Source organism: Ferruginibacter yonginensis, from assembly GCF_042651465.1.
GTDB classification, from domain to species: Bacteria; Bacteroidota; Bacteroidia; order Chitinophagales; family Chitinophagaceae; genus Ferruginibacter; species Ferruginibacter yonginensis.
In genome coordinates this window covers 417,659-431,174 of record NZ_JBHSCZ010000001.1, presented here as the reverse complement: position 1 = coordinate 431,174, position 13,516 = coordinate 417,659, and the positions used below count along the sequence as shown (strand labels likewise).

The 13,516-nt window shown below is 34.6% G+C and carries 12 protein-coding genes; 6 read left to right on the top strand and 6 right to left on the bottom strand.

Annotated elements, in window-relative coordinates; translation table 11 throughout:
* The first annotated feature begins 437 nt into the window (after positions 1–437).
* From ACFOWM_RS01835 to ACFOWM_RS01825, 3 genes are all read left to right on the top strand, one after another.
* The gene (locus ACFOWM_RS01835; protein WP_379706264.1) at positions 438–1,664 is read left to right on the top strand and encodes a protoporphyrinogen/coproporphyrinogen oxidase; all 1,227 of its coding nucleotides are present in this window, start codon (positions 438–440) and stop codon (positions 1,662–1,664) included.
* A 118-nt stretch (positions 1,665–1,782) separates the two neighbouring features.
* Positions 1,783–2,061, top strand: coding sequence for a GNAT family N-acetyltransferase (locus ACFOWM_RS01830; protein WP_379706261.1), 279 nt, complete (start codon positions 1,783–1,785; stop codon positions 2,059–2,061).
* A 10-nt stretch (positions 2,062–2,071) separates the two neighbouring features.
* Positions 2,072–2,299 (top strand): (4Fe-4S)-binding protein, encoded by a 228-nt coding sequence (locus ACFOWM_RS01825; protein ID WP_379706258.1) that lies wholly within the window; start codon positions 2,072–2,074, stop codon positions 2,297–2,299.
* 1 nt (position 2,300) lies between these two features.
* On the opposite strand, the gene ACFOWM_RS01820 is transcribed toward ACFOWM_RS01825, so the two are convergent.
* The 4 genes from ACFOWM_RS01820 to ACFOWM_RS01805 form a co-directional block, all read right to left on the bottom strand.
* On the bottom strand, positions 2,301–3,200 hold the full coding sequence (locus ACFOWM_RS01820) for a hypothetical protein (protein WP_379706255.1): 900 nt from the start codon (positions 3,198–3,200) through the stop codon (positions 2,301–2,303).
* Entirely contained in the window at positions 3,172–5,721 is a 2,550-nt protein-coding gene (locus tag ACFOWM_RS01815) for an Hsp70 family protein (protein ID WP_379706252.1), read from the bottom strand. The genes ACFOWM_RS01820 and ACFOWM_RS01815 overlap by 29 nt, the downstream gene beginning before the upstream one ends.
* 2 nt (positions 5,722–5,723) lie before the next feature.
* The gene (locus ACFOWM_RS01810) at positions 5,724–6,041 is read right to left on the bottom strand and encodes a hypothetical protein (RefSeq protein WP_379706249.1); all 318 of its coding nucleotides are present in this window, start codon (positions 6,039–6,041) and stop codon (positions 5,724–5,726) included.
* A gap of 148 nt (positions 6,042–6,189) precedes the next feature.
* A complete protein-coding gene (locus tag ACFOWM_RS01805) occupies positions 6,190–7,032 on the bottom strand; it encodes an oxidoreductase (protein ID WP_379706246.1) in 843 nt (280 codons plus the stop codon).
* A 192-nt stretch (positions 7,033–7,224) separates the two neighbouring features.
* Between ACFOWM_RS01805 and ACFOWM_RS01800 the strand changes: the two genes are divergently transcribed.
* Both ACFOWM_RS01800 and nhaA read left to right on the top strand, forming a co-directional pair.
* A complete protein-coding gene (locus ACFOWM_RS01800; RefSeq protein ID WP_379706243.1) occupies positions 7,225–7,956 on the top strand; it encodes a hypothetical protein in 732 nt (243 codons plus the stop codon).
* An 11-nt stretch (positions 7,957–7,967) separates the two neighbouring features.
* Positions 7,968–9,131: a Na+/H+ antiporter NhaA gene (gene nhaA, locus ACFOWM_RS01795; RefSeq protein ID WP_379706240.1), complete on the top strand. Its 1,164-nt coding sequence runs from the start codon at positions 7,968–7,970 to the stop codon at positions 9,129–9,131.
* 55 nt (positions 9,132–9,186) lie between these two features.
* Here the strand turns inward: nhaA and ACFOWM_RS01790 are convergent, their stop codons facing one another.
* A complete protein-coding gene (locus ACFOWM_RS01790) occupies positions 9,187–10,194 on the bottom strand; it encodes an ROK family protein (protein ID WP_379706237.1) in 1,008 nt (335 codons plus the stop codon).
* A complete protein-coding gene (locus tag ACFOWM_RS01785) occupies positions 10,163–11,884 on the bottom strand; it encodes an MFS transporter (protein ID WP_379706234.1) in 1,722 nt (573 codons plus the stop codon). The genes ACFOWM_RS01790 and ACFOWM_RS01785 overlap by 32 nt, the downstream gene beginning before the upstream one ends.
* Before the next feature lie 210 nt (positions 11,885–12,094).
* On the opposite strand from ACFOWM_RS01785, the gene ACFOWM_RS01780 reads away from it, so the two are divergent.
* Entirely contained in the window at positions 12,095–13,510 is a 1,416-nt protein-coding gene (locus tag ACFOWM_RS01780; RefSeq protein WP_379706231.1) for a glycogen synthase, read from the top strand.
* Positions 13,511–13,516 lie beyond the last annotated feature (6 nt).

The following is a 13,516-nucleotide window of genomic DNA, read 5'->3' as shown; positions in this document are numbered from 1 at the left end:
ATTGTTGAACATTTGTATCCGGCTTTACGTTGCTGCCGCTCAAAGGCAGCGGCATCCACTGCAATCCGGGCTATGCGGAGCTGATAATCTTTGTTGGGCTTGTTGGCTTTTTTATTTTAGTTCAATCAATACTGCTGCTAGGCAGTAAAATATATGCTGCAATTTAAAAGATGGTTTCAGTGAATTATTGATGCCATTTACCAATTGCATACTTCATAAAGGCGGTTGTATTGCAAACAATAATTTTGCGAACTAACAACCGATGCAGTCATTAGATTTAATAAAAAGTAGTGTCATCATCAACCTACAATCACCAAAAATTAAGTTTAATATTCACAATTACAATAGATATTTGTGCCTGTAATTGCTTATCGCTGCAATGCTTAAAACGTTTTAAAACAACGATGCATTTACCGAAATAAACATACCTAAAATCAATGGAACCTAAACATAAAATATACATAATTGGCGCTGGTGTTAGTGGACTAATTGCTGCTTACGAACTAGAGCAAATGGGCTACCACCCAATCATTATAGAGCAAACAGCTGAAGTAGGCGGAAGAGTGAAGACGATTCAAGAAAAGGGTTATGCACTGGACCTTGGTTTTCAGGTATTACTGAGTGCTTACCCATTGGCCAAAAAATACCTCGATATGGATCAGCTTCAGTTGAACAAGCTAGAGTCAGGTGCATTCATTTATGCAAACAACAAATCTTATTTAATTGGCGACCCTCTAAGAAATTGGAAAATATTGATTCCAACATTAATGTCTGATATTGGTTCCATTGCCGATAAGCTCAAAATATTAAAACTAAACATCCAATTAAAGTTTAAATCACTCGATAAAATTTTTGCATCGCCTGAAAAAACAACGCTTGAATACTTGGTTGAATGTGGATTTTCATCTAAAATAATTGAACGTTTTTTCAAACCTTTTTTTACTGGTATATTTCTAGAGCCCGACTTAAGCACCTCTAGCAGAATGTTTGAATTTGTTTATAAAATGTTTGGTGAAGGTTATGCTACTATTCCTGAATTGGGTATTGGGGCAATAACCAAACAATTGCAAAGTAAATTGCATCATACGGAGTTTATGTTCAATTGTGGAGTAAAAGAAGTTACCAATAATCAAATTTTACTACAATCTGGTGAAACGATAGCTCACAAAGGAGTAATTATTGCTAGTAGTCCTGCATCTTTATTACCAGGCCATAAAAGCCCTACAATCGCTTGGAAAAAATGTATGTGTTTGTATTTTGAAGTTAACCAAACCAATATACCAGCTAATACCATTGCTTTAATTGCTGATGCCGGAAATTATACCAATAACCTCTACGCTTATACAGATGCGGCTACAGGAAAAACCATTCTATCAGCCACAACCGTACAGCAAAAAGAGCCATCAATAGAAAAAATTATTGAGAAAGTTATTATGGAAGTTCAGCAATACACAGGCGCTTCTTTGGTACATTACATACAGCACTATGAAATCAATTTTGCGTTACCTGATATTAAAGATATTAAAATGACGGCACTACCTAGCAATAGTAAGGTGTTGGAAAACGTATTTGTAGCAGGTGATTATCTTTTTAATGGTTCATTAAACGCAGCTATGGAATCGGGTCGTTTAGCAGCACTAGGTATCGCTGAAACCCAACGATAATATTACAAATGAGGGTCATTAAATTTTACATACAACATCTTATTTTGATGAGTTTATTTTTGCAATTTCAAAAAAAATAACAACCTTCATTATATCTTTCACAACAAAAATAATTGTAATGGAAATTTTACATACTGATGATGGTAAACATGGTAAATTTTATGTTGAAGTAAATGGTAAGCAGGAAGCTGAAATGACTTATGTTTGGGCTGGTACTGATAAAATAATTATAGATCATACCGAAGTAAGTGATGTTTTAAAAGGACAAAGTGTAGGCAAGCAATTAGTGATGAAGGCAGTTGCCTTAGCAAGAGAAAAGCATTTTAAAATTTTACCGCTTTGTCCGTTTGCAGCCAGTGTGTTTGAAAAAGACGCTACAATAAAAGATGTATTATAAATAGTATTTTATGGATATCAACAACATTAAAAAAGAATACAGCAATGGCGAAGTAACCATTGTATGGCAATCGGGTTTATGCCAACATGCCGCTAATTGTGTTAAAAATAACCCTGCAGTTTTTAAGCCGAAAGATAAACCATGGATTCATCCTGAAGCTTCAACTACAGCGGCTATTATTGACGCTGTAAAAACTTGTCCATCAGGTGCATTAACTTTTTATTTGAATGAAAAGTAATTTAACACCGCACCAATATTCTTGCTAAAATCAATATCAACCAAATAATCCAGCCCCAGTTAACATTACCACTGCTGCTACTTGCGCCAGGTTGTGGTATGTTGTGAAATACTTGGTGGTTATTTTTAATTAAGGTTCTTAAATCATCTGGGAGGTCATCTACAATAATTAATTGGTTACTAATTTCTTTACAATCATTACGATCAGTTTTTTGAATACGTACCGTAAGGTTAATGAAATTCAACACTACATCAGCTTTATCTTCATAAAATTCAACTGGTAAATTATTTAGAAAATTGCCGCCACCATACATCCACAGTACCAATTGCGGTCGGTTACTTCGATAGCTTTGAGCGTTACTATTTTTTAAAATCCGCATTGTATCATCTAAATAAATTCTAATCGCTTTAAAAGCATCAGAACGGTCTTCAGCTTTTATAAAATCTTCGCAACGCAATAAATCAGCTAATTCGTTGAGCGATGGTGGGTTCAGCAATGCCCTCGATACTTGGTAAAACGCAATACCAAAGTATGATGAAATAAAATGCTCAAAATAATCGTCGTTCGCAAAATGTCGGAGATCAGGCTCCAACTCACTCATATTTAAAAGATTGTCTTCTAAAAAAGTCAACAAAAATTTGCGTTCCCAAATACGTTGATGATAAGTATACCTAGTAGCAAAATCAGGATGTTCAATCTCTGTCAATACATCTGATTTGTTATAAGCATATTTATCTATTTCGATTACGCCACCATTGGCCAAATCAAATTCAGCGTTTAATTGCTTTTTTAATCGAGATACGTTGGGTATCGTGTCAATTTCAATATCGCAATGTTGCAATAGCCTAATGGGCGATAAGTAAGGTAAGTTGTTAGCCAATGCCGGTTCCTTTAAAGTCAATATGAGTGTTTAAATCAGAGCGTTTTAATAAGTTAGACAAACTAAAAACATGTCGCCTAAACTCAGGGTAACGTTCGCTGGTTAATGCAGCATCAGCCATTTTAAAAATAGATTTTGCTGCATTATAATCTTTAAATGCAATAGGTTCGTATGATTTGTATTCAATAAAAATAGAAATTAAAAAGCTGGTGGTATTGCTCAATCCTTTCCAATACAAATCATGCAGCTGTCTTAACTTTCCTTCAATAACCGATGCATTTTTTGAACGCATAAAGCTGGCTTCACTTTGCTCTAGTTTTTGAAGTTGTTTTAAAAGTTCATCTTTTTCAAAATCGGCAGCTGCAATTAAAGCAGCAGTTTCTTCTTTGCGCTGCAAATAGGTTTCTAACAAACCTGCTATACGTTCGTTGCCACCAAGTTTATCTGCGTTTTGACTGATACGAGCCATTTTTTCTGCGATTATATATTTATCATCAGACGCATCATTGTCTTTTAATTTAAACAAACGGGGTTGTAAACTTTGTAGCTCCTCTAAATAAGTGTTGGCATTAATTTCCCAAATTTTATCTTCATTGTATTGAAACTCACGAATGTTGTCGCTAATTTCATTTTCGAGCAATATGTACTGTTCTTTTAAACGAGCCACACTAATTTGCTTTTCACTGATGGAAAATACATTTTTAAATTCTTGCTGGGTCATTACTAAATACACAACTGTATTTAATATTCTTGAATCAGTAATATGAATTTGAATTTCAATATCTGACCCTTTTATTAAATCACTTTGTAAATCTTTACCACTAATATTTATACAACCAATAGTTAAGTTAGATGATGCCCTTGATGATTTATCACCTTCTAAAATATTGATGATGATACTATCATCAGCACCTTTTTTAATGGTTTTTGAAATTTCTCTATAAAGTGTTCTTTTTTGTGGTAACAAACTATTGCGTTCAAAAACAACTTCTAACTTGGTTGTTTTATTTTCAACATCATCAACCTCAATACAAATATCGTGGGGTAGGGGTTGGCCATCAATATTATAAATACCTTGTGCAATTTGCAACTGCTGGCTTAATCGCTTAATTTCATTTTGTGCTGCATCAAAAATTTGTAAGTTGAAAATATTTACGTTTTCTGCAAGCAAAGGTAAAAACTCCGTTTTCTTTGCTTTTAATGGAACATGACCGGTATCAAAACCACCATCGGCTCTATAAATGCGGTAAGTACAATTTTCATACGCACCATTACATTGCATAATGAGTACTTCTTCTTTATCTCTTGTAGATTTATTGTACGATAAAACCATTTCAATATCCGTATCATTAAAATCAACGGTTGCTAATAAATCATCAGCAATTGACCCAGCCTTTTGTTCAGTGGTTTCACTGCTAAGTATTGCCGAAGGTTCATAATATTTATTAGCAGCATAGTAGGCTGCTCCAACAGCGATAGATGTTGTGGGGTCAATACTGTAGTTAATAGCAATACCCGTTTGAGCAGCTAATTGTTCCCTCACTTGCGGTAAATAAGTACTACCACCCACTAAAATGATTTCATTAATATCAGTTGCTACCAATTCATTATTCACCAATATTTTTTGAATGAGTTGAATCGTTTCTTGAATAATTGGTGCAAAAATATCGTCAATTTGTTGCCTTGTAATAGGTATATAAAAATCATACGCCACATCATTGAGCGTAGCACTAAACTCTATTTCTGTTTTGTTACTGTTTGATAATTCTTTTTTAGCTTCTTCAGCATAATACAATACTTGGTAATACAACGATTCGTATTTGCCAAATTTGGTTCTAAAATCTTCCTCAAAATTGTCAATTTGGGTTTGCTGAACAATAGCAGGTACAATTATTTTTTCAATAATAGCAAAATCCAAATCCATACCGCCTAAAAAATTGTTACCCTCATGGTCAATTACTTTTAAATCATCTTGCGTTGATTTTACCAAAGCCACATCAAACGTACCGCCTCCAAAATCATATACCAAACGGTAGCCATCATTTTTTACATCGCTACTGCCATTGGCATTAAAATAAGCCAAGCTAGCAGCAATAGGCTCTTGCAATAAAAAAACTTCTTTAAAGCCAGCAGCTTTACCAGCTTGCAAAGTGGCGTTACTTTGCATACTGTCAAATGAAGCAGGTATGGTTATTACACATGCTTCCATTGGTTCTTGCTCTTGTACAAAATTTTTGAGTTCTTTCAATACCATGGTCGAAAGCTCAATGGGCGTTACGTTTTCATCGAGGTTTACCACATAATATTTTTCATCGGTACCCATTTTACGTTTAAAGCCGCCAAATACATTCACTGCATCTTTGGTAAGGTATTCTCTTGCTTTTTCGCCTATGAGGGTTCTATCTTTTCTAAAAGCTACAACTGATGGGAGTGTTTCTTTTAAACCTATCGGATTTTTATATACCCTTACTTTATTATGTTCATATTTTGCAATGAGGGAATTGGTAGTGCCCAAGTCAATGCCAAAATTTACCGGTTTCATATTCAATAATTATTTTTTTCAACTAATACAATCGCTTTTTGTAAAAGCTGAATGTTGCCTGCCGCTTTTTGGTAGATGATGGGTTTGAGTGTTTTAGTGATAATCATTTTTGAAGCAATATCACCTGTTATAGATGCTTCACAATCTGTTCTGGTAGGGCTATACACTTCATTAGTTGGGTTTTGAATAATGTAGCCATCTTCTTCGAAAATGGAAAATAGTCTATTGAAATTGCGTTCATAATGAGCAGCATCTGTAGTACTATTAATTTTTTGTTGGAGTTCAAATATTTGATTGATGATTTGAAGGGTAGCCGACATGAAAATAAGTTTATTTAAGGTCGTAAATATAGTATATAAAATGGTTGCATTAAAGCCATTAATCACTAATTTCAAAAAACTGTTCTGGGTAAAAAAAACATAAAAAAGGCTTACAAAAATGTAAGCCTTTCAATATTGTTTAAAAATATTATTGTTCTTCTTTAGGAAAATCTGCTCCAACAGTAGTTGCTTCCCAAGTATCAAAATCATGTTTCAATTCATCGAGTTTGGCTCGTGCACCTTTTAAAGCAGCTTCACCTAATAACAAACGTAAAGGTGGGTTTTCGGCATCAACTGCGGCCACAATTGCCTTTGCTGCTCTCACAGGGTCGCCAGGTTGGTTGCCACTGTATCCTCTAATATTGGATTTATTTTGACCTGCAGTAGGTGCATAATCTTCAATAATAATTTTGCTATCGTTGGCAGATCGCCCAGCCCAATCAGTACGGAAACCACTCGGACAAACTATGGTTACTTTAATTCCTAAATGTGCCGTTTCTTTTGCCAAAGCCTCTGATAAACCATCTACAGCATATTTGGTTGCGTTATAAAAACCAACTGCAGGGAACGAACGTAAACCACCAATTGATGCAATGTTTACAACATGACCACTGCGTTGTTTACGCATAATAGGCAACACTTCTTGTGTCATTTTCGCCAAACCAAATACATTTATTTCAAACATTTGACGTACAGCATCATCTTCACTTTCTTCAATGGCACCAAAATAGCCAATACCAGCGTTGTTAACCAACACATCAATACTACCAAATTTTTGCATGGCGGCTGCAACTGCCGCTGTAATTTCAGCAGGTTTTGTTACATCTAACGTTACTGCAATGGCATTGGCTTCATTACCTGCAACGATATCTTGTACATCTGCCACTTTACGTGCCGTTACTACAACTTTGTTACCAGTTGCCAATACTTGTTTAGATAGCTCCCTGCCAAAACCAGTAGAGCAACCAGTTATAAACCAAACTTTACTCATAATTTTATTTTTTTAGAATCGCACAATTATTGCACCATTCTAATAAATGCGATAAATTGTCATTAATAGCCGCAACTATTATCATTTGTAAGTTAAAAAAATGACAGACGGTAAGCAGCTTTTTATCATCCCATTTATTTTTGGAGGAAATTAGTACGCTGTTGTATCAACATCATCTTTTAAATTATAAACATGAAAAAAATAATAATAACGTTCATTGCACTTTGCTCATTATTTGTTGCAAAAGCAACACCGCTAAAAGATAGTTTAACAGGAGAAAAAGTACTACAAAAAATGTATAAAAAGTACAAAGGTAATTGGTACAAAAATTTCACTTTTACACAAACAACAGAAACGTTTAAAAAAGACAGTTTAGTAAAAACAGATACTTGGTATGAAAGTATTGTATTTCCTGATTATTTCCGCATTAGCATTGGTGCAGCAGAAAATGGCAATGCGGTTATTTATAACAAAGATTCTGTTTTTCAAATAAGGAAATCAAAATTGGTTAATAAAAGTTTGCGTACAGATGATTTGACTTTTCTTTTAGGTGGCATGTATTTTTTACCTTATGATACGGTGAAAAGTAAAATATTAAAGGAAGGATACGACTATACAAAAGCTTATGAAACTACCTACAACGGTAAAGCAGTGTATGTAATTGGTGCTAACAATGAAAACGAAAAAGTAAGTCAATTGTTTATTGAGAAAGAGCGTTTAATTGTAGTACGTTTTATAAAGTATATTGGTAAAACAAAGCAAGAAGCTATTTTTGATGGCCACCAAAAAGTGGGTAAAGCTTACACAGAAACAATAGTATCGTTTTACATAAATGATGCGATGTTACAAAAAGAAAAATATTACGATTGTAAATTCAATACAACCATTGATATGGCTATATTTGACCCTTACCAGTTTAAATAATTTTTGTAAAGATGAAATTAACCAATGTATTTAAAGCTTTTTTTGCCAGTGAAAAAGCTGGAGGCGTGGTATTGGTTATATGTACTATTTTTTCGCTCATCATTGCAAATTCAAATTATAGCACAAGTTATTTTAGCTTATGGAATGCCTCCATAGCTGGCGAACATTTATCACATTGGATCAACGATGGCCTCATGGCTATTTTCTTTTTAATGATAGGGCTGGAGCTTGAAAGAGAAGTGTATAATGGTGAGTTATCAACTTTACAAAATGCAGCGTTACCCATGCTGGGTGCTATTGGTGGTATGCTTGTGCCAGCAGGTATTTACCTCATTTTTAATTATGGTACTGCAACACAGAGTGGTGCAGGTATACCAATGGCCACTGATATTGCTTTTGCATTGGGCATACTTTCATTATTAGGTAATAAAGTACCAGCCAGTTTAAAAATATTTTTAGCAGCCTTAGCTGTTATTGATGATTTAGGTGCCATTATTGTAATTGCAGTTTTTTATACCAATACCATTGCTTGGTTGTATTTATTAATTGCTGGCGCATTATGGTTGTTATTGTTCGTTTTAAATAGATTGAAAGTATACAATTTAATACCCTACATTATTGGAGGTATTGGTATTTGGTATTGTATGTTGCATTCGGGTGTACATGCTACCATTGCAGGCGTAATTGTTGCATTTGTAATACCTTTTGGTGATGGTAGTGAAAAATCGCCTTCCTATATTTTGCAAAATTGGTTACATAAACCGGTAGCGTTTTTAATTTTACCTTTATTTGCATTAGCCAACACAGCGATTGTATTGGGTACTAATTTTTCAACGATTTTTACTGAACATTATAGCATTGGTATTTTATTAGGTTTGGTAATTGGTAAGGTAGTAGGTATTTCAGTTTTTAGCTTTGTGGGTATAAAATTTGGTATAGGTAGTTTACCAGATGGTTGTAAACCTATACATGTGATAGGCGCTGCTTTGTTAGGTGGTATTGGTTTTACCATGTCGGTATTTATTACATTGTTGGCTTTTACTGATGAAGTGATTATAAATAATACTAAACTGGTTATTTTGGTGGGTTCTTTAATTGCCGGACTCCTAGGTTTTTGCTTATTAAAATTTACATTAAAAAATAATATTGAAGAAGCAAGTGAATCACTTACATAAATAAAAATGCGACTCATTTGAGTCGCATTTTTATTTATCGTTTTACAATTATTTATTACCAAACCAAAGCACTAGCGCCTAAAATAGCCGCATCACTTTCTTTAAGTTCACTAAAAATTAATTGAATTTTATTTCTAAAAATAGGTAGCAGGTTACGTTCCATACTATCTTTTACGGGCTTCATTAAAATGTCACCAGCTTTGGTAAGTCCACCAAATAAAATAATCGCTTGTGGCGATGAAAATGTTACAAAATTTGCCAATGCCATACCTAAAATATTACCAGTAAATTCAAATACTTTCATGGCAATAGCATCGCCAGCAATGGCAGCATCAAATACAATTTTACTGTTTAAGTCATCTGTTGGAGTTTCTCTTAAAATACTAGCTTCAGCTGTACCGCTTAAAAATTCCTTCGCCGTTACTGTAACTCCAGTGGCACTTGCATAACTTTCCAATGAGCCATATAAACCGGTATGAGGGTGAAGTCGTCCTCCTGGTATTACAATGGAGTGGCCTAATTCACCTGCAAAACCATCATGCCCCAAAACCAATTCACCATTGGCAAAAATGCCACTACCCACACCGGTGCCTAAGGTTATCATAATAAAATCTTTCATACCTCTTGCAGCACCATACATCATTTCGCCAACGGCAGCAGCATTAGCATCGTTGGTTAATTTTGCAGTGATACCAAATTTTTCGGTCACCAATTGTGCCAATGGTACTATGCCTTTCCAACGTAGGTTTGGCGCATAATCAATGGTGCCTGTATAAAAGTTACCATTTGGAGCACCCAAACCAATCCCAACAATATTAACGTCTTTCATTGCATCTATTTCTGGCTGTAATTTTCCGTACAACGCATCAATAAATTCGTCAATTGTAGGATATTGATCAGTTTTAATGGAGCCCTCAAAAATAATTTGTCCACGGTGGTTTACAATACCATACTTAGTATTGGTACCGCCAATATCAATGCCTATTGCATGATCGTTAGATATATCCATCATAGCTTTTATCTTAATTTTATTAGGATACGGTTTCTTCGCTTGTTGCATCATAGTTAATTCCTTGTTTGCTTAATATTCCTTTAACAGCAAACGCAAAGAAAGCCAAGTATGCGAAGCAAATAGCCGGAATCCAATAAGAGGCATGTATACCTGAACCTGCTACTGTAGAATTTGCTTGTAAGTAATCAGCAAATTTTCCTTGAATAGGAGGAATAATACCACCGCCCAAAATCATCATAATTAAAAAAGCAGCACCTTGGGTTGTGTATTTACCTAAACCTGCTACTGATAAACTAAAAATAGAAGGCCACATAATAGAGCAACATAAACCACCACTTAAAAAAGCATATACAGCTACGGTGCCTGTTGTTTGTGTACCAATCACCATTGCAGCTACGCCTAATAATGAAAATATTAACAACGTACGAGCTGGCTTATCGTTGCTAATATAAAATGCAGCAATTTGAATAACCACACAAACTACATAGTAGTACAATGGTTTCATATCATAGCCAAAACCACTGTTTACGGCTAACAAAATACCAAATGCTAAAAAAGGTACTAAAATTTGTAAAAGTATACGCATATTTTTTGATAAACCAAATGCAGATACTGCACCAGCCCAACGCCCAATCATTAAACTACCCCAATACATAGCCACATATGGTGTAGCTTCAGATGATTGTAAACCACCAAAAGCATCATTTTTTAATAATTCACTTAAGTTGCTACCAACTGAAACTTCTACACCTACATAAAAGAAAATACCTAACATGCCTAACAACAATTGTGGGTACTTCATAGCACCCCAACCGTCAGGATTTTTTTTGGCTGATAAGTTTACAGATAATAAGCCAACAACAATTACTAAAAAAGCACCAATTAACCATTTCATTCTATACGCTTCCAAATCATGCTTTTCAACATCAGAAAGTAACGCTGGGTCTGTTTTATAGCTATTAAAAATAGGTACAAACATAATAATCAAAAGCCCTGTCATTATTAGCAACATGTACAAAGCTTTATTCGCTTTTTCTGTTTTTTCTTCTGAAATACCTGCTGGTACTTTTTTAGAGAAAAAGAACAATGCAGCAGCGGCAATAAATAAACCACCAACGCATGAGTACAATAATATTACTTTACCTAAACTTAGCGAAGCAATTTTTTCATCAGTAATAGCAGCAGTAGTACCAAATAATGCTAAGGCTACTACCAATGGCCCAATAGTAGTACCAAATGAATTGATAGCGCCACCTAATGTAACCCTACTTGTACCGGTTGATGGGTCACCCAATGTAATGGCAAAAGGTTGTGCAGCGGTTTGTTGTAATGAAAACCCTAAGGCCACAATAAACAATCCAACCAACATACCTGCAAAAGTGTTGAGGTTTACTGCTAAAATCATAGCGGCAGCACCTAATGCAGAAAATAATAAACCGTATACAATTGATTTTTTATAGCCCCATTTTGCTACCAAATCTTTACCGCCAAATGCACCATAAGCAAATAAAAATAAAGCGCCTATAAAGTAGGCGAAGTAAAAAGCCGTATCTACCAACTGGCTTTGAAACTGATCTAAATTAAATTTGTGTTTACAAAAAGGAATAAATACGCTGTTACCAGCCGCAATAAATCCCCAAAAGAAAAAAACAGTTACCAATGTACCTAATGCTCCGTAATTGGTAGGAATTAATTTGCCTGATGAGGGCATACTAATTTTGTCATTTTGTGATGCTATCATTTTGAAGTTTGGTTTTATCCCCCAAAATAGTGTAAAATATTATTAACTAAAAAATAATTTATTCAATGTTGATTATTGAAAACAATTTGTGTAAAAATGGTTTTCAATTTTGAAGACGATACATTTATATACATTGTAATATTTTAATTTGAAAATGTGTTGGTTTGAAATATACTTCATAAATTCATTTAAAATATTGAAACCGAACGAATGGAAATAATACATGTAAGTGCAGAGTGTTATCCAATGGCCAAAGTAGGCGGACTTGCCGATGTAGTAGGTGCTTTGCCTAAATATCAAAATCAACAAGGGCATATCGCAAAAGTTGTAATGCCCATGTACCGCACTAAGTTTTTGTATGAAAATGAATGGGAAGTTGTACACAAAGGGTTTTTCTCAATGGAGAAAATGAACTTTGATTTTACCATCATTAAAGAAATAAATAATAAGCTGGGTTTTGATTTATACTGTGTTGATATTAATGGTTTATTAGATAGAGAAAAAGTTTATGGCTATGATGATGATACAGAACGCTTCATGGCTTTTCAAATTGCGGTGATGGAATGGATGAGCAGATGGGAGCATAGGCCTGATATTGTGCATGTGCACGACCACCAAGCAGCTTTAATTCCGTTTATGATGAAGTATTGTTATGCTTATACAAATTTAAAAAGCATACCATCTATTTTAACCATACACAATGCACAATACCAAGGCTGGATGGGTTGGGAAAAAGCAGCTTATTTACCAGCTTGGGATACATGGAATTGGGGCTTGCTCGATTGGAACAATACCGTAAATTCCTTAGCATGTGGTATAAAAACAGCTTATCGTGTAAACACGGTTAGTCCGGGTTACATGAAAGAGTTAATGGATGAAGCCAATGGATTAGAAAATTTATTTAGGGCTGAATACGCAAAATGTACCGGCATCATTAATGGTATTGATTACAAAGTTTGGAACCCAGCAACAGATACTTATATAATGGATAATTACAGCATTAAAGATGCTGCCGCTGGTAAAGCTTTAAACAAGAAAAAATTGTGTGATGATTTTGGCCTTCAACCCAATTTACCACTCATAATTTTTATTGGTAGGTTAGTACATGAAAAAGCAGCTGAATTGTTGCCAGATGCCATCAATAATGCATTACAAACGTATACTGGGAAAATAAATTTTTTGATTTTAGGTAGTGGCGACCCTGCAGTAGAAAACGCCCTTACTCAAATGAACCAACAATATGTTGGGTACTACAATTCGCAAATAACCTACAACGAAAAACTGAGTCATTTAATGTATGCCGGTGCCGATTTTTTATTGATGCCTAGTAGGGTAGAACCTTGTGGCCTTAACCAATTATATGCATTGCGTTATGGTACAGTACCCATGGTACGTAGAACAGGCGGACTAAAAGATACTGTGATAGATATTGATGAACAAGGTGGTTATGGCTTATGCTTTAACTATGCTTCTTTATATGATATTGATATTACCATACAACGAGCACTAGCACTGTATAACGATACGGTAACATTAAATGCTGTGAGAAAGACCATGATGGCTATTGATAATAGTTGGATAGCCAGCGCCGAACAATATATAAACCTTTATAATTCTGTAAGATAAATTACC